Origin of the sequence: Parvibium lacunae (assembly GCF_003335215.1) — a bacterium.
Taxonomy (GTDB): domain Bacteria; phylum Pseudomonadota; class Gammaproteobacteria; order Burkholderiales; family Burkholderiaceae_D; genus Parvibium; species Parvibium lacunae.
In genome coordinates, this window is the sequence record NZ_QPGB01000003.1 from 112,202 (window position 1) to 137,269 (window position 25,068).

At 50.4% G+C, this 25,068-nt stretch carries 20 protein-coding genes, 1 tRNA gene and 1 pseudogene; 7 read left to right on the plus strand and 15 right to left on the minus strand.

All coding sequences use genetic code 11. The features are described 5' to 3' along the window. The 10 genes from neuB to DU000_RS08245 all read right to left on the minus strand — a co-directional run bounded on the left by neuB (window position 1) and on the right by DU000_RS08245 (window position 10,152). Complete coding sequence (gene neuB, locus DU000_RS08200) at window positions 1–1,065, minus strand: N-acetylneuraminate synthase (protein WP_114402914.1); 1,065 nt, start codon at window positions 1,063–1,065, stop codon at window positions 1–3. Between the two features lie 39 nt (window positions 1,066–1,104). Continuing rightward, a complete protein-coding gene (gene neuC, locus DU000_RS08205; protein ID WP_205074042.1) occupies window positions 1,105–2,262 on the minus strand; it encodes a UDP-N-acetylglucosamine 2-epimerase in 1,158 nt (385 codons plus the stop codon). 2 nt (window positions 2,263–2,264) lie between these two features. Beyond that, window positions 2,265–3,413, minus strand: a complete 1,149-nt coding sequence (locus DU000_RS08210; RefSeq protein ID WP_114402915.1) for a LegC family aminotransferase — start codon at window positions 3,411–3,413, stop codon at window positions 2,265–2,267. Window positions 3,414–3,420: 7 nt separating this feature from the next. Beyond that, window positions 3,421–4,413: an NAD-dependent 4,6-dehydratase LegB gene (locus DU000_RS08215; protein WP_114402916.1), complete on the minus strand. Its 993-nt coding sequence runs from the start codon at window positions 4,411–4,413 to the stop codon at window positions 3,421–3,423. After that, window positions 4,410–4,775: a MarR family EPS-associated transcriptional regulator gene (locus DU000_RS08220; protein ID WP_114402917.1), complete on the minus strand. Its 366-nt coding sequence runs from the start codon at window positions 4,773–4,775 to the stop codon at window positions 4,410–4,412. Before DU000_RS08220 ends, DU000_RS08215 begins: the two co-directional genes overlap by 4 nt. A gap of 188 nt (window positions 4,776–4,963) precedes the next feature. Continuing rightward, complete coding sequence (locus DU000_RS08225; protein ID WP_114402918.1) at window positions 4,964–6,022, minus strand: MraY family glycosyltransferase; 1,059 nt, start codon at window positions 6,020–6,022, stop codon at window positions 4,964–4,966. Window positions 6,023–6,028: 6 nt separating this feature from the next. Continuing rightward, a complete protein-coding gene (locus tag DU000_RS08230; protein WP_114402919.1) occupies window positions 6,029–6,526 on the minus strand; it encodes a transcription termination/antitermination NusG family protein in 498 nt (165 codons plus the stop codon). Between the two features lies 1 nt (window position 6,527). Continuing rightward, window positions 6,528–7,694, minus strand: a complete 1,167-nt coding sequence (locus DU000_RS08235; RefSeq protein WP_114402920.1) for a Wzz/FepE/Etk N-terminal domain-containing protein — start codon at window positions 7,692–7,694, stop codon at window positions 6,528–6,530. Window positions 7,695–7,706: 12 nt separating this feature from the next. Next, the gene (locus tag DU000_RS08240; RefSeq protein WP_114402921.1) at window positions 7,707–10,028 is read right to left on the minus strand and encodes a polysaccharide biosynthesis/export family protein; all 2,322 of its coding nucleotides are present in this window, start codon (window positions 10,026–10,028) and stop codon (window positions 7,707–7,709) included. Window positions 10,029–10,065: 37 nt separating this feature from the next. Beyond that, a tRNA-Leu gene (locus DU000_RS08245) sits at window positions 10,066–10,152 on the minus strand. 354 nt (window positions 10,153–10,506) lie between these two features. On the opposite strand from DU000_RS08245, the gene queA reads away from it, so the two are divergent. From queA to DU000_RS08280, 7 genes are all read left to right on the plus strand, one after another. Further along, entirely contained in the window at window positions 10,507–11,592 is a 1,086-nt protein-coding gene (gene queA / locus DU000_RS08250; protein WP_114402922.1) for a tRNA preQ1(34) S-adenosylmethionine ribosyltransferase-isomerase QueA, read from the plus strand. Between the two features lie 2 nt (window positions 11,593–11,594). Beyond that, window positions 11,595–12,731, plus strand: coding sequence for a tRNA guanosine(34) transglycosylase Tgt (tgt, locus tag DU000_RS08255; protein WP_114402923.1), 1,137 nt, complete (start codon window positions 11,595–11,597; stop codon window positions 12,729–12,731). A gap of 173 nt (window positions 12,732–12,904) precedes the next feature. Further along, window positions 12,905–13,249 carry a preprotein translocase subunit YajC gene (yajC, locus tag DU000_RS08260; protein WP_114402924.1) on the plus strand — a complete coding sequence of 115 codons (345 nt, stop codon included), beginning with the start codon at window positions 12,905–12,907 and terminating at the stop codon, window positions 13,247–13,249. Between the two features lie 139 nt (window positions 13,250–13,388). Beyond that, window positions 13,389–15,257 carry a protein translocase subunit SecD gene (secD, locus tag DU000_RS08265; RefSeq protein WP_114402925.1) on the plus strand — a complete coding sequence of 623 codons (1,869 nt, stop codon included), beginning with the start codon at window positions 13,389–13,391 and terminating at the stop codon, window positions 15,255–15,257. Between the two features lie 73 nt (window positions 15,258–15,330). Next, a complete protein-coding gene (gene secF / locus DU000_RS08270; protein WP_114402926.1) occupies window positions 15,331–16,275 on the plus strand; it encodes a protein translocase subunit SecF in 945 nt (314 codons plus the stop codon). 35 nt (window positions 16,276–16,310) lie between these two features. Beyond that, entirely contained in the window at window positions 16,311–16,976 is a 666-nt protein-coding gene (locus DU000_RS08275; RefSeq protein ID WP_114402927.1) for a cytochrome b/b6 domain-containing protein, read from the plus strand. A 3-nt stretch (window positions 16,977–16,979) separates the two neighbouring features. Beyond that, complete coding sequence (locus DU000_RS08280; protein WP_114402928.1) at window positions 16,980–17,933, plus strand: flagellar brake protein; 954 nt, start codon at window positions 16,980–16,982, stop codon at window positions 17,931–17,933. A 23-nt stretch (window positions 17,934–17,956) separates the two neighbouring features. Here DU000_RS08280 and DU000_RS08285 read toward each other — a convergent pair whose 3' ends face one another. The 5 genes and pseudogenes from DU000_RS08285 to ampD all read right to left on the minus strand — a co-directional run bounded on the left by DU000_RS08285 (window position 17,957) and on the right by ampD (window position 25,040). Then, a complete protein-coding gene (locus DU000_RS08285) occupies window positions 17,957–18,439 on the minus strand; it encodes a nucleoside triphosphate pyrophosphohydrolase family protein (RefSeq protein ID WP_114402929.1) in 483 nt (160 codons plus the stop codon). Window positions 18,440–18,524: 85 nt separating this feature from the next. Next, window positions 18,525–19,133, minus strand: coding sequence for a histone (locus DU000_RS12975; RefSeq protein ID WP_240001849.1), 609 nt, complete (start codon window positions 19,131–19,133; stop codon window positions 18,525–18,527). Between the two features lie 376 nt (window positions 19,134–19,509). Next, a pseudogene (locus tag DU000_RS08295) lies at window positions 19,510–20,577 on the minus strand (ribonucleotide-diphosphate reductase subunit beta); the annotation flags it as partial. A 277-nt stretch (window positions 20,578–20,854) separates the two neighbouring features. Continuing rightward, window positions 20,855–23,698 (minus strand): ribonucleoside-diphosphate reductase subunit alpha, encoded by a 2,844-nt coding sequence (locus DU000_RS08300; protein ID WP_114403083.1) that lies wholly within the window; start codon window positions 23,696–23,698, stop codon window positions 20,855–20,857. Between the two features lie 715 nt (window positions 23,699–24,413). After that, complete coding sequence (gene ampD / locus DU000_RS08305; protein WP_114402930.1) at window positions 24,414–25,040, minus strand: 1,6-anhydro-N-acetylmuramyl-L-alanine amidase AmpD; 627 nt, start codon at window positions 25,038–25,040, stop codon at window positions 24,414–24,416. Window positions 25,041–25,068 lie beyond the last annotated feature (28 nt).

Below are 25,068 nucleotides of genomic sequence, written 5' to 3' on the forward strand. Positions count from 1 at the left end.
CTAAATGATTTCGCCTTTCTGATAACCCCGCTTAGAAACCTGTCCGACCAGTCCCCATAGCTCCGTAGCGGCAAGTCCGGTGCTACTTCGCGCGGTTGTAAGATCCTCACGAGTCATCAAAGTGCCAGCAGCAATATCCCGCGCCGCAACGACTTGCTGGCGGGCTGCCTGGCGAGTATTCCATTCACTAGGCTGCGGACATTTCGAACCATCGCCTAATGCAACTTGTAAATCACGAATTTGCTTCACCATCTCAGCAAGCTCATGCGGTTCAAGAGATGCCTTATGGTCTGGGCCAGACATGTTGCGATCTAGTGTGAAGTGCTTTTCAATAAAAGTTGCCCCGCGAGCTACTGCAGCAATAGGGATTAATATTCCCTCTGTATGATCTGAATAACCGACTGGCAATCCAAAAGCACGCAAGGTATCCATAGCCCGCAAATTACACTCTCTCATTGGGGTCGGATACTGAGATGTGCAGTGCAACAGTGTCACGCGACCATTGAGGCTAGCACGCCAAGTTGAATCACTCCAACCCCGCCAAATCTGCGCAATATCTGTTGGCTCACCCTGAGCATTAAAGGCATGAGCAATCACGGCCAATGCTAACTCCACCTCTGACATAGTCGCCATACCAGTAGATACGACTAATGGACGTCCTAACCTTGCGAACTGCCACAATAATGGAGCATTAGTGAGCTCGCCCGATGGCACCTTGTAAAAAGGCATATCTAGCTCTTCTAGAAAATTTAAGCTATCGATATCAAAGGCTGTTGACAGAAACTCTATGCCCCGAGAGTGGGCTCTAGCGCGCAGCTCCCAATGCCATTCATATGGGAGCTCTAGCTTTCGCAGCATTTCTAGCTGAGACTCAGCAGTATTGGTTGTAAGTTGTTGGTAACTCGCTTTGGGTGCGGTATTTGTCGCTAGTTTATTTGCATCGAAAGTTTGGAATTTCACAGCATCAACGCCGGCATCAGCAGCACGATCCACAAGCTGGCGAGCTAATTCGATTTCTCCGTTATGATTCACGCCTGCTTCGGCGATAACATAGACTTTATGCATCGAGTTTCCTGTCATTAATGCTACAAGATTAATTGTTTACTATATACACTTAGAGTCTACAAAAGGTTTGCTACGCACAGCGGTATCAATAGACTCTAGCTGGTCAACAATACGCTGTGCAGCGCCAGGTTTGCCGTAAGGGGATTCACGTCGAGCACAGATAGCTTGATGTTCCGAAGAGAGCGCTGTATCAAGCGCTTGACTGATCTCTAACGTAGTTTCACCACAGTGAAGCACAGAGGGGGCCCGCAGTCTGCCCTGCTGGCGAGGGCCAACATCAACAGTGGCAACACCAACAACTGGGGCCTCTAGTAGGCCGCTAGATGAATTGCCTACGACAGCATCGACATAGTGCATCAAGCTTAGGTAGCGCCGCGAACCTAGTGATTCAACCAGCGCTACGCGACCTGGTCGGCTACTGGCAAAATCACGTAGAGCAGAGCGAATGTTTGCTGCCCCTGGATCAGCATTTGCACCTGTAATGACAATAGTGGCATCGACAGCATCAAGGGCAATCAATAACGACTTCATCGCCAAAAAGCCACTATCGTCATCTAGTGTCACTGGGTGGTAAGTGACCAAGAACGAAGGCGGATTCAGTTGTAGCCCTAAAAAGGCCTCTAACGCATCTTTTGGTATCAGGTCTAGCATGGCAATGTTATCCAACGCTGGTGCGCCCACAGTCCATACACGCTCTGGCGCTTCACCCATCTGCCTTATCCGTTTGGCGTAAGGCTCTGCTGCTGCAAAATGCCAATAAGCTAGCTTTGTAATGGCGTGGCGGATGGATTCATCAATAGCACCCTCGGTAGACTCACCACCATGAATATGAGCTATCGGGACGCGGGCAAGTACAGCAGCCTGAGCAGCCGCGAGCAGCTCATATCTGTCACCTAGTAATACAAATACATCAGGCTGTAGCTGTACGAGCGCAGTCGCAACACCGGACAAAACCTGCGCTGCAGATGATGCAACCCCTTCAGTATCATCTGCAGCAATTACCATCTCAACGCGTGCATCAATAGTAAAACCATCAGCAGCGATCTCGCGCCATGTGGCGCCGTGAGCCTCCGACAAATGCGTACCCGATACAATTATCTGCAACACTAGGCCAGGGCGCGACAATACCTCTGCCATCAAGGGTTTAAGTAAACCATATTCGGCACGAGTGCTGGTGAAAAAAGCAATACGACGCAAAATCATGCTCCAGCTGGCAATACACTGCTCGGCAGATTAACGACCCGATCCTCAAGCCATTTAGCATTGCTAAGGGGGCCTTGCAAAGCATGAGTGTAAAATGGTAAGCGCGTCATCAATGTCCAGACAGGCCGGGTCATAACACCCGCATCGTTAGTCGCTTTAAGTAGGGCATCTCGCTGCACTTTGTCTCGACAGATGACGCCATTCAACCAGTAATTAGAGTGACAGCCATCAGGCTCAACAATGGGTTGAAGATCAGCGTTTTTAAAGAACTGGATATAGCGCATAGCCAAGGTTCGCTTTGAATCCAAAAAAGTTGGCAATTGCTCTAATTGAGCACAGCCTAGTGCTGCATTTAGGTTTGGCATACGGTAGTTGTATCCCACCTCATCATGCACAAACTCATAGGGATGAGGAATCTTTGCAGTCGTAGTCAGATGTTTGGCACGCTTCCCAGTCTGTTCATCAGTTAAAAGCATGCCACCGCCACCCGTGGTCATTATCTTATTCCCATTGAAGCTGAGTACCCCAATTTTGCCAAAACCCCCAGTGTGACGCCCCTTGTAATAACTACCTAGTGATTCAGCAGCATCCTCAATCAAAACCAAATGCCAGCGATCACAAACAGAGATGAGCGCATCTAAGTCAACTGGGTGCCCAAACGTATGCATGGGAAGACAGGCTCGAATACGGCGATGTTCTGCTAGGGTAAGACAATTGCCATGATCATCGATGAACGCGTGCTCATCTAGCCAGGCCTCCAACGCGGAAGGTGAAAGCCCCAAAGTGTGCCGATCGACATCCACAAAAAGTGGCTCTGCATTGCAGTATGAAATGGCATTACATGTTGCCACAAAAGTTAATGACTGCGTCACAACCAGATCCCCTGGCTTCACTTCAGCTAATTTTAGTGCTGCGTGAAGCGCAGCGGTACCATTCATTACCGCCACAGCCCTCGGTACGCCAGTAAAGGCCGCGATATCTTTTTCAAATTGATCGACATAAGCACCAACACTTGAAACGAAAGTAGAGTCGATGGTATCTAGAACAAGTTCTCGCTCACGGCCCCTGAAAACAGGTGCATGCAAAGGAATGTATTCATTGGTGCCATATTGCTCACGAACAAAGCGCACCAGGGAGTCAAACATGTTGGTCTCAGACATTATAGATATCGGCTTTATACTTCCGCAGGTTATTCGGGTTGGTAAACCAATCAATTGTTGCCTGTAGTCCAGTACGTATATCAAAGCGCGGTGTAAAGCCAGTCATTCCATTGATTTTAGTGTTGTCACACCATAGACGAAAAACCTCAGATTTTTCTGGCCGAATACGTTGTTCATCAGTAAGAAATTCCACGTCACTACCCATCAGCTCTCGTATCAGAGCTAGGGTATCACCAACAGAAATTTCGTAGTTTGATCCTATGTTTACTGTCTCTCCGATCGCCTGCTCACAATCAGCAAGCGCCAAGAAACCCCGACAAGTATCAAGTACATAATTAAAATCCCGTGTAGGCGTTACATCACCTAGCTTAATTTGCTTTTTACCATTAGCGATCTGTGTGATGATAGTTGGAATGACTGCACGGGCTGATTGGCGAGGCCCATAAGTATTAAATGGCCTTGCAATTGTGATTGGCAAATTGAAGGCATTGAAGAAACTCATTGCCATCGCATCAGCACCTATTTTAGATGCGCTATATGGGGATTGTGGTTGCAATGGATGTTTCTCATCAATCGGCACGTATTGAGCTGTGCCGTAGACTTCACTGGTAGAGGTGTGAATAACCCGCTTGACGCCATTCTCCATAGCCGCTTGGCAGATATTAAGGGTACCTTTAATATTTGTATCAACATAACTATCCGGAGCAACATAGGAGTAGGGAATAGCAATTAGCGCGCCAAGGTGGAAAATAATATCTACGCCTTTAGTGATATGTTTACAGTAGTGGGGGTCACGTATGTCACCATTCAAAACTTCGATATCACGAAGACATCCCACATCCTCAAGCCAGCCCCAGTAATTAAATGAATTATATTGAGAAAGTGCTTTCACTTGATACCCCTCAGCGAATAGCATTTCTGTTAAGTGAGAGCCAATAAAACCATCAGCGCCAGTTATCAAAACAGTGTCAGATTTACGTGTCATAATAATTTCGTATTTGTATCGATTGTGTTTTTTACTTCCAATTTAAGCTTCTTGATTTCCAACTTGAGTGCTGCATACTCTTCCATTTTTCGCTGCAAAAAATGATGTGCAATCCTAGCTTTCTCAGCCATACCCGTAGGGGTAAGCACATAGACATAGCCGAATTTGTTTTTCGATTTGGCGAAGTTTTTCATCTTCACCAGTCCTTTTTCCATTAATGCTTTAATACAATAATTCAATTTTCCAACGCTTATACCAAGCATACCGGCAAGCTCTCGCTGAGTAAGGTCGGGGTTTTCCTGCAAAATCTGCATTACACGGAAATAGATATCTTGTTGCCGCCCAGTTTGCCTGTTTATCATCTATTTTTGATGGGTTAGTATGTTAGCGTCTGACATGCTACCGCCCTACCGAATCAACCTCGGCATACTTAGGCAGGAAACTTGTTTAATGCAAATAGGTTTGTTCAATATTGAACAGTTTATCACGCAACAGCGTAAATTCTTCTTTGCAGCAACAAAGAGCTGGAACGGAAGCTTAATTTGTTCCGCTAGGAGGTACGAAATATGCGGATAATTTTAAAGTAACTCAGCAAATATAGTGCAATCGCAAAGCTCATTAGTAGCGCCAGGATTGGGGTTACTTCATAAAAAATACTGCCAAACAGTCCTGCACCCACTGAAAACAGCCATACCAAAGGGGAAACCGCTGCATTCTTTAAGCACGGGTTAGTAATTGTCAGACGCTTCTTCACCACGCGCGAATGAATCAGGCTGTGCAAATGAAGATGGTCGGGGTGCGCTGGGTGATGCTTGCGATAGCGCCGACGCCAGATCGTAAACACCACTTCGGTAACGGGATAAAAACAAATCAATAAGCTGGCCCAAACAGAGACTTCAGAGTGCCGCATCGGCAGCATGATGGCAATCCAGCCTAGCAAAAATCCCAGCAGGTAAGCGCCGCCATCGCCTAAAAATAATTTACCGAAAGGAAAATTAAACACGAAAAATCCAGCAATGGCCGCCATCACCAGCACTATCAGCTGGAGTAGCGCATAATCACTTACCTGATAAGCAATCGCGGCAAAAGCCGTCAGGCAAATCAAGCTGAGCCCGCTGGCCAAGCCATTAAAGCCATCCACAATGTTCATTGCATTCGCAAAGCCAGCCACCGCAAAGCACGTAAACCCTATCGCAACAACAGGCCAAGCTTGCAGTAAGGCGTCAAGGCCAAATACATTGGCTCGTGTGAGCCAATAACCAGTTAACCAGCAAGCAAGGCCTGCGCTCAGCGTTGTGGCCACCAGGCGTTCGCGAACGCCCACCCGCTTCGTAATATCCTCAATAAAGCCAGCTAAAAATGCCGGCAGCGCCGCGACGAGTACTTGAGAAGCAAGGGTTGCATTCGAGCTGTAAAACAAGCCGATAAATAACGCCAGCATAATGGGGAGCCCGCCAATCCGTGGCGTAGGGTGGGCATGAATTTTTTGTATGCCAATTTGGCTATCGTGGCTCAGCACACCGTGCCAGCGCTGGGTAAGAAGGATGACACCGCCGAGCGATACTGAAATAGCAAAAACGAGCAGGGCACTACCATAAAGCGATTGCATGGCTTTTTATCCAAACTTTAATTGTGCGAGTGGCAGCGGCACACGCTGCTGTTTGCCAAGCAGCTCAATCAATAATAGCGCCCGCTGCTCACCCGAGGGAGCCGTGACTATGCCTTGATATTCGCCACTCAGGCCTTTTAATGGCCCAGCCATAATCGGCAAGGTTTGACCAGGCATCGCCAACGGTTGTGTTTGCTGGGCTGTGTAGCTTAACAACCGCTGCAACAGCGCCTCATCAATTTGGGCAGGCCGATCCCCAAACCATAATAAATCAACCACCCCAATCGTAGAGCGAATGGGTGACCAAGCCTTACTGCTAAAACTAGCTTGTAATTGAACAAACAAATAGCGCGGAAACAAAGGCTCCTGCACCGTGACCAGCTTGCCCCTCTGCGTTTTTTCACGGGTGAGCAATGGGCAACACGCTTCATAACCCTGGCGACACAGGTTTTCCAGGGCTATGCGCTCTTGCTTGGGCTTGGAATAAATGACATACCAAGTCATGTTAACCTCTCCCTAGCCGCAATAGCTGGCGCAAACGAGCCCATTGCGCCGCTGTAGTCGGGCTCTGTGGGCGATGCAGCGCACTACGTACAAAAACAAATAACAGTAATATAATAAACATGACCAGGGTCACCATAACGGCAATCAAGGCTTTTTTCGGTTTACTTTTACGCTCAGGCACCTCTGCTTTGTCAACAACTTGAATCAATAAGCCCTCGCGGCTTTCATCGATTTTCGCTAGCTCATATTGCTTGGTCATCAGTTCAAAGAGGGTTTCTTGGTATTTAAACTCGCGGTAGGCCCCAACATAATCACTGCTGTCTGCGGTGCGCTCACTGTCAGCCTGTTTGAGTGTGTTTAGTTGGTTACGCAGGGCGGCCAGCTCCGCCATCGCTTGCTTAAACGGCGGTGCATTCTCGGTAAGGTATGTGCGCATTGCACCCAGTTTAATTTCTTGCGCCGTAATCTGTGCCTTGAGTTGCGCCACGGCAGCCAGAGCAGACCCAGGATTCTGTTTCAGGGCAGACTCATTCACCCCCGCCGATTTCAGCCGGGTTTCACTCGTGATCAAATCTTGTTTTATTTTCGCTAACTGCTTCTCAAAAAATACGCGGCGCTGGCTGGCTTCAGTCACGGCCAGTTCACTCAGCAGCACACTCAGTTGCTCAACATAGGCATTCGCCAGTGTGGCCGCAAACTGGGGGTCACGGTCATCCACACTCAAGGTAATCAACCCATCTTTCCCTGCGGCAATCTTTACCGCTTTTTGCAATGCTTCGCGCACCTCAACTTTGAGTTTAAGGTCGTAATGCTCTGGCAGTTTGAAGCGGGTAGCGAGCGCATCACGAATCGCGTTTGACTGCAGAAATGAGACGTATTGATCCATGGGGTTTTTAATGCCAGTAGCCGCACCCGCCACCCCCGCCAGCGCGCCTAATGACTGCAATGCAGACGCTGCCGCACTCTGCTGCTGTTGTGGGGGTAAAAACCGGGTGGTCGCGGTGTAAGTCGGGGGAATCACAAAGCTTACGCCCAAAGCAACCAAGCCGCACAGCAGCGGTGCCAGCACCAGTAATTTTAGGTTCTCTGCCAACGTAACGAGGATATCCAGCAAGCTGATTTCATCGGTTTCGGCTTCAGCTTGCGAGTCGATATGCGGTTGCGCCATGTTCACCCTCTTTTATTTTGATAATGTGTGAATTGCTGCTGCCGCAATACCAAACTGCCCGAGCACTTGCGACCAATCTTTGAGGCCGCGCATAAAGGCGGTATAAGCACTCTCGCGATTGAGCTTTTCTGGCACCACAATGGTGTCGCCCGGCAATAATGCCTGACTTTGAACGCTGGCGCTAAACCAGGATTGCGTCGGGGCCATAATCGAGCCGTCCGCACGGACCACAAATACACCATTCAAATCTGCCTCACGATCAACCCCAGCAATATCAAGATATTGCTGCACGGTTCGTTTGGCTTTCCAAACGAAAGCGCTGGAAGTGTTCACTGCACCTACAACAGAGATAAAGCTGGGCTTGCTGGGAATAAAAATCTTATCGGCATCCTCCAACACAATATCGGGCACATCTTGAACCTGTTTTACATCCCCCCCCAATTCAAGCGCTATGCGGCCTGTTGGCTTGAGCGTACGCAGCCGTGCCAACTGCGCTTGCTGTGCGGCCACCGCAGCTTGCTGCATACGCGCGGCATTATTGGCATCCGCTGCGCTAGTTTGGTTAGCTAGGGTCGTGGCCAACTGCGAATTCGCTTGCTGCTCAGCCCGTTGTAAGGCGCGATCTAGGTTGTCTTGCTGTAATTTGCGCGTGCTTTCGCGCGTAAAGGTCAGGCCATACAGGTAGGCTTGTTCGGTCAGGCCGCCCGCCCGCTGCAGCAACTTTTGCAGGGTTTCTCCAGGTTGCAGCTGATAAATCCCAGGCGTACGCACCTCCCCCTCCAGGCGAACAAACTGGGTTTGGCGGCTAACCGGGACCCGTACATCTTTTTTAGAAAAAATCGTAACTACATCACCCGCTTGTAATGGCAAGTTATGCAGGGGGTCTTCATCCAAAATGGCCCGCGCCAAATTAAAGGGAAGCAGCTGGGTATTGAGGTCGCGCTGGTTCAAACGCTCTATCACGGCATAGTCCCAATTGACTTCATCCAACATATTCCGTACATCGCGCTCTACTTTGTCTGCATCAGCATTTTTACCGCTCTCATATTGCACCAAAATATTTTTGCGGGTGTAGTAATCAGGGGTAATCAGCGCTTCGCGGGCGGGAATCAGGTCTTTAATCCGCATTCCTGGCTTAAAGGCATGGCGTAAAGGGCGCTCGACATTGCCCCGTAGGGTGACCGCATTTTCAAAACGCGGAGAAATCGCAAGCAAGGTGAGCACATCGCCATCTTGCAATTTGCGGTTTAACCCGACGTCGTTAAGGGCGACTTCGTCAACTCGGCGGGCAACTTTTTGTGTTGGATCAATTTGTTCAACCAAGACTTTGGCGGGATTCGCCAGTACAGGGGCGCCCCCCGCATACTCGAGCAATGTTGCCAAGCGAGTGTTAGGTAGTACTTCATAAATGGCGGGTACTTTTGCCGTGCCCAATAGCGCGACTCGCGGCCCTGCTGGCGGCACGAAGACTACGTCCCCCGCAACCAACCGCAAGTCTTTAGATTTATCGCCCACCACGATCAGGTCATAAAGATCAATCTCGCCTACCGTAGTGCCCTGCCGGCGCAGCTGGATCTTGCGCATAGAGCCATTCACATTAGGGCCACCAGCGGCAAACAGTGCGCTCAGCATCGTGGGTTGCCCGGGAACGATATAACTGCCGGGGCGCTTTACTTGCCCAACCACAAAGACGGCAACACCATTGAGCTTACCCAAAGTGACCGACACATTGAAATTACGATAGGTTTTTGCCATCTCGCTACGTACGCGGCTTTCCAGCTCATTAGGGCGTAGGCCTGCCACACGAAAACTGCCGACACGCGGAATATTGAGTAACCCATCGCGATCAACCGTGGCTTTGAAATCAATATCAAGCGAGCCCCAAGCCCGCACCAATACCTCATCGCCAGCCCCCAGGGTGTAATCGTTGGCAACTGGAGCAAGCTCACCGGGGTTAAACCCCCGGTTTAGAAAGAGCTCGGCCCCAAAAATTGGCAGTTTTTTTCCACTGGCGCTTTGCACGAATTTTTGAAACTCGCTCTCAGGTTCTTCGCTGGGGCTATTAGTAATAGCCAGGGTATCGCTAACTGGCGTGGCGCGTTGGCCAGCACCGCGAAGTGGTGCGGGCGCGTTAGGTGTTGCAGTGTCGGTGGCTATGTTGCTTAACTGGTTGGGATTGCTGGTCGTCGTTGGCGCCGGCACACTCAAACCACTGCTTGGGCTCAGCTGCAAGGCATTTGACGCGGTTTGGCTGTTGGCCAATCCAGCCGTAAAACTGGCTGCAACCAAAAAGAGATAGCCTGCCTTGGCAAAGGTATGTGTAAAACGAGACAACGTGACTCTCCCTGATAAGGTCGGGTACGTTGCAGCATGGTGCCGGGAGAGGGAATCGAACCCTCACGATATCTCTACCACTGGATTTTGAGTCCAGCGCGTCTACCAATTCCGCCATCCCGGCCAGTTGATTTCGGCTAGCAATTTACCGAGGGGCGCATTCTAACGCAAAAAAATCGTCAAATGAAATTTTTATGCCAGTTATTTGACATGATTAGCAGGCTCACTGCCAATCGCATACACCACATTACTCACTAACCGTTACCAATCTTGTTGCTGCCACGCAAACCAATGTAACTGCACTTATTTAAATCAATCTCTCATTGTAACAAAAGCCGCATGGCAAAATGATGAAAAACTGGCTTGACAGAATAAAAAATAGGCACGCCTTGCCTCTCGCTAGAGGTATGATGCCGATCCTATTCATACAAGCCTCTCTCTGGAGGCCTAATCCTCTTTGATAAGACGATATTAAGCCATGCAGCTGGACGACTTCGACTATTTCCTCCCCCCCGAACTGATTGCGCAATACCCCCTCAGTCATCGCAGTGCCAGTCGCCTGTTGGCCTGTCCACGCGATCTCGACGGTCACATCGGCCATCAAGATTTGCAATTCACCGACTTGCCTCAGTTTTTGCAAGCTGGAGATGTGTTGGTCTTCAATAATACGAAAGTGATTCCAGCGCGACTGTATGGGCGTAAAGCGAGTGGTGGCCAGATTGAGGTACTGATCGAACGGATTTTGAATGACCACCAAGCCTGGACACACATCAAAGCCAGCAATGCGCCCCCCGCCGGTAGCATGCTGCATTTTGAAATGGGAGAAGTCCACTTTCAGGCCGACGTGTTAGGGAGGTCAGGCCCAGAAAGCAGCCTGTTTCACTTGCGGTTTCACCTTCCCACCGAGATCACGAATCTGTATTCACTCCTCGAAGCCTACGGAGAGCTGCCGCTCCCCCCGTACATCACTCACACGCCTGACAGCCAAGATAAAGACCGCTATCAAACAGTGTATGCGAGTCAACCTGGGGCAGTCGCGGCACCCACTGCAGGCCTGCATTTTGATACGCCGTTATTGGAACAGCTCCGTAAGCAAGGCATTCATTTGGCTTACCTGACCCTGCATGTGGGTGCCGGCACCTTTCAGCCCGTGCGGGTTAACACCATTGCGGAACACCGCATGCACAGTGAGTGGTACCACATTCCCGAAGACACTGCCGCCACTATCGCGGCGGCCAAAGCGCAGGGGCGGCGGGTCATCGCGGTTGGCACCACCAGCATGCGGAGCCTGGAGGCCGCTTGTTTACGCGGCCAGGGGGCCGTCTGCAGCGGCAGCGCCGAAACCGATATTTTCATTACCCCAGGCTTCAAGTTTCAGGCAGTCGATGCCTTGATTACGAACTTCCATTTGCCGAAATCAACCCTACTGATGTTGATCGCCGCGTTTGTTGGCATGGATGCGATGCGGGCGGCCTACGCCCATGCCATCGCCCAACACTACCGTTTTTTTAGCTATGGCGATGCCATGTATCTCGAGCGCGGCCCACTGCCATCATCGAACTAACCATGACCAACCCGACTTTTCAATTACTGGCAACCGATGGAGCAGCCCGCCGAGGTCGCTTAACCTTACAACATGGCACGGTAGAAACGCCGATTTTTATGCCCGTGGGCACCTATGGCAGCGTCAAAGGCATGCGTCCAGCGGACCTAGACGACATTCAGACGCAGATTATTCTGGGAAATACCTTTCACCTCTGGTTGCGGCCTGGACTGCAAACGATTGAGGCGTTTGGTGGTTTGCACCGCTTTATCGGCTGGGACAAACCGATTTTGACGGATTCCGGTGGCTTCCAAGTATTTTCTTTGGGGGCGCTGCGTAAAATCACAGAAGAAGGGGTGCGCTTCCAGTCTCCCATCAATGGCGACCGGCTGTTTTTGACCGCCGAAGAGTCAATGCGGATTCAAACTGTCCTGAACGCCGATGTGGTGATGATTTTTGATGAATGCACACCCTACAAGGTCGGTGATCAGATCGCCACCTACCAGCAAGCTGCTGACTCAATGCGCCTGTCTTTGCGTTGGGCGAAACGATCCCGACAAGCCTTTGCCGCGCTGGAAAATCCCAATGCCTTGTTTGGTATTGTCCAAGGCGGTATGTATGAGCCCTTACGGGAAGAGTCTCTGGCAGGATTGCTCGACATTGGCTTTCATGGCTATGCGATAGGAGGGTTGTCAGTCGGCGAGCCTAAGGAAGACATGGTGCGCATACTTGAGCACACGACGCCACGCCTGCCGGCCCAACAAGCCCGCTATCTCATGGGAGTGGGCACGCCTGAAGACTTAGTGTTTGCCGTGAGTCGGGGGATCGATATGTTCGATTGCGTTATGCCGACTCGCAATGCCCGCAATGGCTGGCTTTTCACGCGGTTTGGGGATATCAAGATCCGTAACGCCAAATACAAAAGCGATACTCGGCCATTAGATGACACTTGCACCTGTTATACCTGTCAGCATTTTAGCCGTGGTTATCTACATCACTTGCAAAAGTGCAATGAACTCTTGGGCGCACAACTAAATACCATTCACAATCTGCACTACTATTTGACGCTCATGGCAACGATGCGTAGTGCAATTGAAACCGGCACATTCCGTGCGTTCCTTGCCCAGTTTCAGGCTGAGCGCCAGCGTGGTACAGATTAACCCAATACCATCCTGGTGCCCACCAACCAAATGGCCGCCTGAACATAAAAAGGGAGAGAGGCTGACGTGTATAATCGCCCAGCGTTTAATTTGCTGTGGGGTTGCGGCCTGAGACAGCGTCGCTCAACCAGAGTCGCTGAACCATTACATGATTTTTTGAGACAGGAGTAGCTGTGTTTATTTCTAATGCCTATGCACAAGCGGCTGGCGCCAGTGGCGCGGGGAGCACACTGGGTCAGTTTTTACCGTTGATTTTGATGTTCATTTTGCTGTATTTCCTGATGATTCGGCCACAAATGAAGAAAGCCAAGGAGCAGCGCGCCATGATTGAGGCCTTGGCAAAGGGCGACGAAGTCATCACCGTGGGCGGCATCCTGGGTAAAATTACGCAAGTGGATGAAGCCTACATTAATGTGGAAGTCGCGAAAGCCAATGGACAAGCGATTGAAATGACCTTGCAAAAAGGTGCCGTGCAAACCGTGTTACCCAAAGGCACGCTCAAGCAAGCGAGCAAATAATCGTCAGCGGCCAGTGAGGGTGGGGCTAACCCCACTCTTCGGCGTGATGCTCCCCTTTCGCTGAATGGATCCCGGCATTCGCGCACGCTCACCAGCCCACTAGCAGCATGCTTCAACTATTTCATATCACTGATCAATTATGAATCGCTATTCGCTGTGGAAATACACTTTAATTGCGGCCACCCTGGTTTTAGGGTTGCTCTATACCTTGCCCAACTTCTATGGCGAAGCCCCTGCAGTTCAGATTTCTGCAGGTAAAGCGACTACCCGCATCGAACCTGCGTTGGCGGGCCAAATCGAACAAACCCTCAAAGCAGCAGCGCTGCCCTATAAAAGCGTGAGTTATGAGGCCGTCGGCCAGCAGCACTCAGTCCGTGTCCGCGTTGGAGATACCGAAACCCAACTCAAAGTACAAGATGCCGTCAACAAACTGCTGAACCCCGTCGCCAATGACCCCCAGTATGCCGTCGCGCTCAATTTACTCTCTAATACGCCGGCCTGGCTTGAAAGCCTGCGTGCGCAGCCGATGTACCTGGGCCTAGATTTACGTGGGGGCGTACATTTTCTATTGCAGGTTGATCTGCAAGCTGCGGTCGTGAAACGCCTGGATGTTCTGGCAACCGACGTACGGGAGCAATTGCGTAACAAAAAAATCCGTCATGGTGGTGTCGCCAAGGTTGCCAACGGCTTGGAAGTTCGCTTTCGCGACGAGGAATCGCTGAATCGTGCCAAAACCTTGCTGCGCGATACCTTGCCCGACCTCAGTTATGACGAGCGAGGTGGTAACGGTGAATTCACGCTGGTCGGGTCATTTACCCCGCAAGCCAAACAGCGCACCTTGGATTTCGCCCTCAAACAAAACATGACCACTTTGCATAATCGGATCAATGAGCTGGGTGTGGCGGAACCGATTATTCAACAGCAAGGTGCTGACCGGATTGTGGTTCAGTTACCGGGTATTCAAGATGTGGCTTCTGCCCTGCGGGTGTTGGGGCGCACAGCAACCCTTGAAGTGCGCATGGTAGATAGCAGCCCAGAAGCAGAAAGCGCCTTACTAGCCGATCAGGTGCCGCTGGGGCTAGAGCGGTTCACCGAACGTGGCGGTCGGCCCTTACTGGTCAAAAAAGAGGTCATTCTTACTGGCGAAAATTTCACGGATGCCCAAGCTGGCTTTGACAATCAGTCCCAAGAACCGGCCGTGCATCTGAAACTCGATGCCAAAGGCGCCCGTATTTTCAAGGAAGTCACCGCCCAGAACGTTGGGAAGCGTATGGCTATTTTATTGATCGAAAAAGGCCGTGGCGAAATAATTACTGCCCCGGTTATCCGTACCGAAATTGGAGGTGGCCAAGTACAAATTAGCGGTCAGATGGATGTGGTTGAAGCCAATGAAACTGCCCTGCTGATTCGGGCAGGCTCACTTGCTGCGCCGATGGAGGTCATTGAACAGCGCCTGATTGGCCCAAGTTTGGGGAAAGAAAATATCACCAAAGGTTTTAACTCGACCTTGTATGGCTTCATCGCTATTGCCGTCTTCATGATCGGTTATTACATGCTATTCGGCGCTTTCTCGGTTGCTGCTCTGGCCGCAAACGTACTGCTTTTGATTGCGCTGCTGTCGCTCTTGCAAGCCACCCTGACACTGCCCGGCATAGCCGCGATTGCGCTGACTTTGGGGATGGCTATCGATGCCAACGTACTGATTAATGAACGGATTCGCGAAGAATTGCGTCATGGCAACTCACCACAAGCCGCGATTACCGCGGGGTATGAGCGAGCTTGGGCCACGATCTTAGATTCAAACATCACGACACTCATCGCAGGCTTGGCGTTGCTGATTTTTGGCTCTGGTGCGGTGCGGGGGTTTGCGGTTGTTCATTGCTTGGGGATCCTCACGTCGATGTTTAGCTCCGTCATGGTATCTCGGGCCTTGGTTAACCTCTGGTATGGTCGCCGTAAAAAGCTAGCCTCGCTGGCAATTGGCCAAGTCTGGAAACCCAGTCATTAAATCAAATGGATGACATGGTTGTGTTGAAGTTTAGAGAGAGATAGGCTCTCGCACACCGTCACAGGAAAATATTATGGAATTTTTTCGCCTCAAACGTGACCTGCCGTTTATGAAACATGCGTTGATTTTCAACGCGATTTCGATGATTACGTTCATCGCTGCGGTCACTTTTATTGTCTTACGTGGCTTCCATTTCAGCATTGAATTTACCGGCGGCACGGTCTTGGAGGTCAGCTACGCGGAACCAGCGCAACTGGAACCGATTCGGCAAACACTGAGCCAACTGGGTTACAGTGATCATCAGGTGCAAAACTTTGGCACGGCACGGGATGTGATGATTCGCCTACCCGCGCAAAAAGGTCTCAATAGCCAGCAGCAAAGTGATGCGGTAATGGCGGCACTGCAAGCACAAGATAAAACCATTACCTTGCGTCGGGTCGAGTTTGTCGGGCCCCAGGTCGGTGAAGAACTGGCCCATGATGGCCTGATTGCCCTGGCGATTGTGATTGTTGGGATCATGATTTACCTGGCGATTCGCTTCGAGTGGAAGTTCGCGGTGGCGGCCATTATTGCCAACTTGCACGATGTCATCATCATTTTAGGTTTTTTTGCTTTTTTCCAGTGGGAGTTTTCACTGTCGGTCTTGGCGGCTGTGCTTGCTGTACTGGGCTACTCGGTGAACGAATCGGTTGTGGTCTTTGATCGAGTACGCGAAACTTTCCGCAACAACAAAAAACGTAAACTGACGGTTCCTGAAGTGTTGAATCATGCGATCACCAGCACGATCTCCCGGACGATTATTACCCACGGCTCAACCCAGATGATGGTCACCGCCATGCTTATCTTTGGTGGCCCGACCCTGCACTACTTTGCCTTGGCACTAACCATCGGGATTTGCTTCGGCATTTACTCATCCGTTCTGGTCGCCGCCCCCCTCGTAATGTGGCTGGGTGTTAAGCGTGAAGACTTAATTCGGCCCGTAAAAAAAGACAATCCGCATGAGGTTGAGTTACCTTAACTGCGCTGCGTCCAATTTTAAGAGGAGAGTCGGGCATGCGTCTCTTGATTTGGGATCTCCCCACACGGTTGTTTCACTGGCTGTTAGTACTTTGCGTCGTTGGCGCTTTTGTAACCGTAAAGATCGGTGGGAATGCTCTCCAATACCATTTCTGGTTTGGCTATGCCGTGCTCACCTTGTTGCTATTCCGTTTGATTTGGGGCTTGGTTGGCGGTCATTACAGTCGTTTTCTTCATTTTCCTTTGCGGCCAACCCAACTGCGTGCCTATCTAAGCGGTCACACTTCGTTGCATCTCGGCCATAACCCACTGGGTAGTTTGTCTGTCCTTGCCTTGCTCGCTGCGCTCTTGTTTCAGTCTGTGAGCGGCTTGTTCGCCAATGATGACATTGCCAGCGAAGGGCCTCTCACAATCTGGATCAGTAAAAGCCTGAGCGATACCATTACACATCTGCATCATGAAAATGAGGCGATTTTATTGGGCTTAATCAGTTTACATCTTGCCGCTATTTTGTTTTATGCTTGGTTTAAGCGGGAAAACTTGGTGGGCCCGATGCTGCATGGCCACAAGACAGTGGCCACTCCGCTTTCAGCTACGCCGCTGAAAACCAGCGTTGACGGTCGCGGGCAGCGAATCATCGCGCTAATTCTCCTATTAACCTGTGCTGGCATCGTCTACTGGATTACCCAACTGAAGCCTTAAATTATGCGTCTTAAAGCTGTCACGCCAGAAGATATTCCCTTTGGACGAGTACTCCCATTTGCCTTGCTCGATGCCGATGCCAATATTTTGATTGCCGCCGGCCAAAGCGTCACACCCGAGCAGTTTGCCGTGCTTGAAACCTTTGGCGTGTTTCGTGACGCGGATTGGGAGCCGCCCCTAGAAACGACAGAACATGGCACGATCGGTGCCGGGCTGCCAGCCCCCCATCCGATCACCCCTTACGATGGCAGAACGCCACAACGGCAATCAGACACTAGGGCGAATAAGCAGCCGCCCAAACAGAGTGATGGGATCCAATACCTACGAATGAATTTTCTCGGGAGCGAAGAAGGGTTTTTTGTCCGGCTGTATGGCATGGTTCCCGGGCAGTCGCTCATCATCTCCGCACCGATTGAGAACGGGCAATTACTCTTTGTCAAAGAAGGCGATTTATTTGACTTCAAAGGGTTCTATTCACGTGCCATCTATTCATTCTCTGCGGCGGTGCGCCAGGTTTGTTTTCAACCCTTCCCTTATTTACATATCAATTGGCCCGAACCTTCGCGGGTTAGTAAACAGATCGTCCGACAAACACGGCGTATCGATATCAGCTTGCCGTGTACCCTGTACATTGGGCCAGCGCTCAAAAAAACGATTAATGGTGTGGTTCGTAATTTATCGACCGGGGGCCTGGAAATCGAATTATTTGGCCATCTGGATGACACCACGCCTGCCGGCAGCCAGGTCAAAGTCGCTTTTCGAGTTCCTGTGCATGGCCAAAAATTCATGATTGAGCATGAGGCGAAATTGGTTGGAAAACGAACGTATGAAGATGAGCCCGCAGAACGTTACGGCCTTTCATTTGAAAACCTGCCCTATGACATGTTATTGGCCTTGCATGGGTATATTCAGGAAACCCTCTTAAATCGTCTGGAAACCCCGTTGTTTGCTGTCTAAACCAGATTACAGCATAAAGGCGCTTACGCGCCGTTTTCGTTTTGCTGTTTTTGTGCCAGTAATTGCGATAACGCTGGTTCAGGGCGCCAGTAGTCAGGGCCTTTAAGAACCTTGCCGCGCTCATCATAAATCGGTTGCCCATTAGCATCTAATTTAGAGAAATTAGATTGCATGATGATGCTGAGAACCGCATCAAGTGGTAAGCCAAATTTGGCCATCTCCGAAGCACAGTAGACCTGTATATCGCCAAGCCAATCAGCCAACATCGTTAGCAGCGCTAATTCTGTCTTGGTCCGTGTCGCATCGTCTGCCGCCACGGCAGGCTGCTCAAGGCTACGCGCAACCTCAAGAATCTCTTCTACCTCGGTCAGCTCTTCTTGCAAAATCGCTTTGAAGGCTTGCAGTCGTTCGATTACCGGTACGCCAACGGCAAGGGTCGGGCGCGTATTTACCGGCAAACGATAAATCTGATTGAATTTCTGTATGTCGTCAGCAAATTGGCTCATGGTATTCACATTAAATGGGAGGATAAAAAAGCCCTGCTCACGCAGGGCTTTTAACCCAGGACATTCGTCCTGCTAGACCCGATAATTAGGGCCGGCTAGCAGTCGGGAATGGCCATGCAGCAGAAGGGGTAATCGCTGCTGGTTTTGGTGCTTCTACCGCAGGGGCAGGAGCAGGGGCAGCTTTTTCAGGGGCAGGCTTTTTAGCTGCCGCCTTTTTTGCTGCGGGTTTTGCTGCTGGCTTCGCTGCAGGTTTTGCTGCCGCTTTTTTAGCAACAGCCTTTTTCGCTACGGGTTTAGCCGCTGCTTTCTTGGCTGCAGGTTTTGCCGCTGGCTTAGCTGCTGCCTTCTTCGCTACGGGTTTAGCCGCTGCTTTCTTGGCTGCAGGTTTTGCCGCTGGCTTAGCTGCTGCCTTCTTCGCTACGGGTTTAGCCGCTGCTTTCTTGGCTGCAGGTTTTGCCGCTGGCTTGGCTGCTGCCTTCTTCGCTACGGGTTTAGCCGCTGCTTTCTTGGCTGCAGGTTTTGCCGCTGGCTTGGCTGCTGCCTTCTTCGCTACGGGTTTAGCCGCTGCTTTCTTGGCTGCAGGTTTTGCCGCTGGCTTGGCTGCTGCTTTCTTCACTGCTGGTTTAGCCGCAACTTTTTTAGCGGCTGGTTTTTTGGCGGCAGTCTTTGCTGCTGCTTTTTTTTCAGTTGCCATAGCACTCTCCTTCAATTTAAGGACGAACAAAAAAACCCAGTTTGTTGAACCGAACGCACAGGGCATTCACACACCTGTTTACTAAAAGCCGCTGGCTGGCAATAAACAAGTCCATGAATATGAAAAACCGCGTTCTGGTTAAGAACGCGGTCGTAATTGGATCGATAAAATTTGAGATGGGATTTTTGGAGGGCAAAAAGGCCAATTCATCATGTGAATTGTATGAGGAGAGAAGAGGTTGCTTATCGCTAAATACAGCTGGCATCCTAGGGCAGTGAACCCACTTATGTCTCAATCTTGCCTGACTCCCAAATAGTTACGATTACATTGAGTCGGTTCCCATTCTCTAGGGTGAGAATGGGGTTGGTATTGTCAATTATTCCCAACTTAATGCGCCACCCGTTTGGTACTCAATCACACGGGTTTCAAAAAAGTTACGTTCTTTTTTCAAATCAATCATTTCAGCCATCCAGGGAAATGGATTTTCTTCCTGGGGGAAAAGAGGTTCGATCCCGATTTGCTGACAACGACGATTGCAAATGAACCGCAAGTATCCCTTGAACATTGAAGCGTTTAGTCCCAACACACCACGAGGCATTGTGTCCTCGGCGTAACGATACTCTAAATCTACGGCTTTGCGAAAGAGTTCTTTAATTTCTTCCTTCAATTCAGGGGTCCATAAGTGGGGATTTTCCAACTTAATTTGGTTAATCAAGTCGATCCCGAAATTACAGTGCAAAGATTCGTCGCGCAAAATATATTGATACTGCTCTGCAGCGCCGACCATTTTATTTTGCCGACCGAGGGAAAGAATCTGGGTAAAGCCAACATAGAAGAACAATCCTTCCATGATGCAGGCAAATACGATGAGTGACTTCAAGAGCTTCTGATCGTTTTCAGGGGTTCCCGTTTTAAAGGCTGGATCCGTGAGTGTATCGATAAATGGAATCAGAAATTCATCTTTATCTCGAATCGATGAAACCTCATGATAAGCATTGAAAATCTCGCCCTCATCAAGCCCTAAAGACTCAACGATGTATTGATAAGCGTGTGTATGAATCGCTTCCTCAAAAGCTTGGCGCAACAGATATTGGCGACACTCTGGGGCGGTAATTTGCCGATAAGTGCCCAACACAATATTGTTCGCTGCGAGGGAATCTGCGGTAACGAAGAAACCCAAATTACGTTTGATAATGCGGCGCTCATCGTCGGTTAAACCGTTCGGATTCTTCCACAGCTCAATGTCGCGCTGCATATTAATTTCCTGCGGCATCCAGTGGTTAGCGCAACCGGCCAGATATTTTTCCCAGGCCCATTTGTACTTAAATGGCACCAACTGATTAACATCAGTCTGACCATTAATGATTCGTTTGTCTGCCACATTAACCCGGCGTTCTGCATCGGCAGCTGTGGTCGCAGCGGCGGCATAAACTGGCGCTAACGCCACATGCTCTGGCTGCAGATCGGCAAAATTATTCCGGGTTGCAGGAGTCGCACTTACCTGGCGTGCCGAGATTAACGAAGCAGCGGGTGTTGGTGCTTGCAAACCCACCGTCCCCATTGGCAGGGGTGCGGCGGGAGGCACAGAACGATTCGGGGTCGGCGTAGCGACAGCATCATCCCAACTTAACATACTCTTCCTTTCCAACTCATTTCAGCATAGCAAGCTGACGTCGCAATACAATGGTAGCGGATCAATCTTGCTTTGTTTTTTGACTGTCTTACTGACAAGCTTCGCACTCTTCGAACCCAGGGTCGCCAGGGCGTAGGGTGCAGACATTCCCGACAATCTCTGGCTCCGGCAGCGCATGGCTTGTAGCAACGCCCCCATCGCTGGGCACCGAGTTAAGCTGCCCAATTCGATTGCTGGTTGATTTCTCGGCATGGGTTGCGCCCATGGTTCGCAAGTAATACGTTGTCTTCAAGCCGCGTAACCAAGCCAATTTGTAGGTTTCATCAAGTTTTTTACCAGACGGTGCGCTGATATAAATATTGAGCGACTGAGCCTGATCAATCCATTTCTGGCGACGTGATGCTGCTTCTACCAACCAAGCAGGATCCATCTCAAAGGCCGTCGCATAGACGTCCCGCAAATCTTGGGGAATACGGTCAATCCGCGACAAGCTGCCATCAAAATACTTGAGATCAGCGATCATGACCTCATCCCACAGCCCCAACCGTTTCAAATCCCGAACCAAGTAGTCATTCACGACCGTAAATTCACCTGACAGGTTAGATTTGACATACAAATTCTGATAGGTGGGTTCAATACAGGCCGACACGTTAATGATGTTGGAAATAGTCGCGGTCGGGGCAATTGCCACGCAATTCGAATTACGCATCCCATACTGCTGAATGCGCGCCCGCAACGCCGCCCAATCCATGGTTTCACTCACGTCCACTTCTACATAGCCGCCCCGTTCTTGCGCGAGCAATTTGAGGGAGTCTTGCGGCAGAATGCCCCGATCCCACAGTGAGCCTGGGTAGGAGCTATAACGACCACGCTCGGCGGCCAGTTCGGTTGAGGCCCAATAAGCGTAATAGCAAACGGCTTCGGTTGAGCGATCAGCGAATTCAACGGCGGCCTGAGAAGCGTAGGGAATCCGCAGCATGTGCAAGCAGTCCTGGAAAGCCATAATGCCCATACCGACAGGACGATGCTTGAGGTTGGAATTGCGTGCCTTGCCGACAGAGTAGTAATTAATATCAATGACGTTATCCAGCATGCGCATGGCAGTGCGGACAGTGCGCTGCAATTTTTCATGATTTAACTCATAGCTGCCAGCGGCATTGAGTGTCAAATGCGCAGCTAGGTTAACCGATCCTAGATTACAAACCGCAATTTCACTGTCGTTGGTGTTCAGCGTAATTTCCGTGCATAGGTTTGAACTGTGGACAACGCCAACATGTTGTTGTGGGGAACGAATATTGCAGGGGTCCTTGAACGTAATCCACGGGTGACCAGTTTCAAATAGCATGCCCAACATTTTTCGCCAGAGCGTGACGGCCTGGACTTTTTTGAATAACTTAAGCTCACCTTGTGCCGCTTTTTCTTCATAGCGCAAATAAGCGCGCTCAAAAGCTTGGCCATAGAGATCATGTAAATCAGGCACATCTGCGGGTGAGAACAGGGTCCACTCACCATTCTCCATCACTCGCTTCATGAACAAATCGGGAATCCAATTCGCGGTATTCATGTCGTGAGTACGGCGGCGATCATCGCCCGTGTTCTTGCGCAATTCCAGAAACTCTTCAATATCTAAGTGCCATGATTCCAGGTAAGTACAGACAGCCCCTTTACGCTTGCCGCCCTGATTCACGGCCACGGCGGTATCGTTCACCACCTTGAGGAAAGGAACAACCCCTTGTGATTTGCCATTGGTGCCTTTAATCCAGGAACCCATCGCACGAACCGGCGTCCAGTCATTCCCTAAGCCGCCCGCATACTTGGCCAGTAAGGCATTCTCTTTGATCGCCTCGTAGATCCCATCAAGGTCATCTGCCACCGTGGTGAGGTAGCAGGATGATAATTGTGGCCGCAGCGTACCGGAATTAAACAAGGTCGGGGTAGAACTCATGAAATCGAACGATGAAAGCAACTGGTAGAACTCAATCGCCCGGGTTTCACGATCAATCTCACTGATAGCCAAACCCATCGCTACGCGCATAAAAAAGGCTTGGGGCAATTCAATCCGTTCACCTTCAACATGTAAGAAATAGCGGTCATAGAGGGTTTGTAAGCCAAGGTAACTGAACTGATTATCGCGTTCTGCCAACAAGGCATTGGCCAGTTTTTTCAAATCAAATTGCGCCAACTTTGGGTCTAGCAGTTGGGCCTCAATGCCGCGCTTGATAAACTTGGGGAAATAGTCCGCATAGCGGGCTGCCATGTCAGCAGGTGCCACTTCCTCGCCCAGCACTTCGCGCCGAATCGTATGCTGCAAAATGCGGGCGGTAACCTGGCTGTAAGCAGGGTCTTTCTCAATCATGGCGCGTGCGGCCAAAATCGCAGACTTATAGACCTCATCCAAAGGAATGCCGTCGTACAAATTCTTCAAGGTTTCTTTGAAAATGGCCACAGGGTCAACATGCTCTTCGAGACCGGCGCAAGCAGCTTGCAATAAGGATTGAATGGCCAGTACATCCAGCGGCCTACTCACACCGCCATCCACCACCTGCAGCGCCACCTCGGCTGACGCCGATTGTGCGGTTTGGGTTTCGCGCTGCTTTGCTCGCTCCTGGGCACGTTTCTCGCGATACAAAACGTAAGCCCGCGCAACATCATGCTCGCCAGAGCGCATTAACGATAACTCAACCTGATCCTGAACGTCTTCGATATGGAAGGTACCGCCCGCTGGTTGACGGCGAACCAAGGCATTGACCACCGCTTGGGTTAACCCTTCAACCAATTCACGCACACGCGCAGACGCAGCGCCTTGCCCGCCATTCACCGCCAAGAAAGCTTTGGTTAAAGCAATCGCAATTTTGCTAGGCTCAAAACCCACGACCGCGCCATTGCGCCGAATCAATTTATATTGGCTATAGGTCGTCGCCGTGGCCGCCATAGACAGCCCCTCAACGCTATGAGCCCCAGCTGCCACCCCACCAGTGAGACCACCTAGATTTGCCACGCCGCCTGGGGTGGCCCCTGTCGTCATATTGTTATCGCTGAATTGTTGCATACATCCTCCCCGCAAAAAACGAATCTCACTCACAATGTCCGCTCGCTGCTCTCAAGCACAAGGGTCATCATCAACACATGGTTCAGTAAAGCCTGTTTAGGGATCACTCTCGTCATGCCACTCACGCATTAACATGGAACTCAATGCTGAGTTTTCTACTATTCTCCATCATACCGCGCTGGCAGGACCCAATGCAGTAAACACTAGATATTGTGGTCAAGTAGTTGAATAGGGCCTAATTCTAGTGGTTAGCGCCGGTCTCGACAATCAGAATTTCATAATTTTTTTGCTGCAGTGCGTGTTCAATAAGCAACCTATTTTTGTAGACAAAGAAAAGTTGATATATGGCGCAAATCACCTGCTGACAGAGAGAAGGCATTCGGCAGGTGATTCTGTTTTGTCAGCCTGATAAACCAAGATTTTTCCGATCTATGCCCCAGCTTATCAAGGCTGAAGGAAGAAAGTGGCTGTCAATCCCTTACATCTCAACGCCGAGACCAATGCAATCACTGGCTGTCAGGATCAGCAAGGCGCTGAGGATCGGAAACTGACAATCTCACCCTGATAAAAATTCAATCAAGGGAACGCGCTCGCTGTCTTATTGAGATGAAGACGAATGGGGAAGTTGAACGTGATGAGGGGCAGTAAAGTCGCATGCCTGCAACACTCGATCCCACTCGAAATAAACGCCGGGATCGGTCTTACGACCGGGCGCAATATCTGCATGACCCGCAATCCATTGCAAGCTTGGGTAACGCTGTTGCAGTAAGCGCAGCAAATGGATGAGCTGAATATATTGGGCATCGGTGAAAGGATCGTTATCACTCCCTTCCAGCTCAATCCCAAGAGAAAAATCATTACAGCGGGTGCGGCCCAGAAATTCAGACACACCCGCATGCCAGGCGCGTTGCTCCGTCGAAACATATTGGGCTAACTGGCCATGACGACGGATGACGAAATGCGCAGAAACGCGCAACCCAGCAATCTCGGCGTAATAGGGATGGGCAGTGGGATCCAACTGATTCATAAATAAGGCACCAATCCCAGGCCCCCCATATTCATTCGGCGGCAGAGAGATATGGTGAATCACCACCAGCTCTGGCAACATGCCAACTGGCCGTGCATCATGGTTCGGTGAATGATGGCGCTCAACGCCAAACAACCAGCCCGGTGAAGTCGGATCCCAATCGATAGCAGAACCAGTAAACGTAGTCGCAGTATTCATGATTAGCGGGCCTTGAAAAATTTGGCTT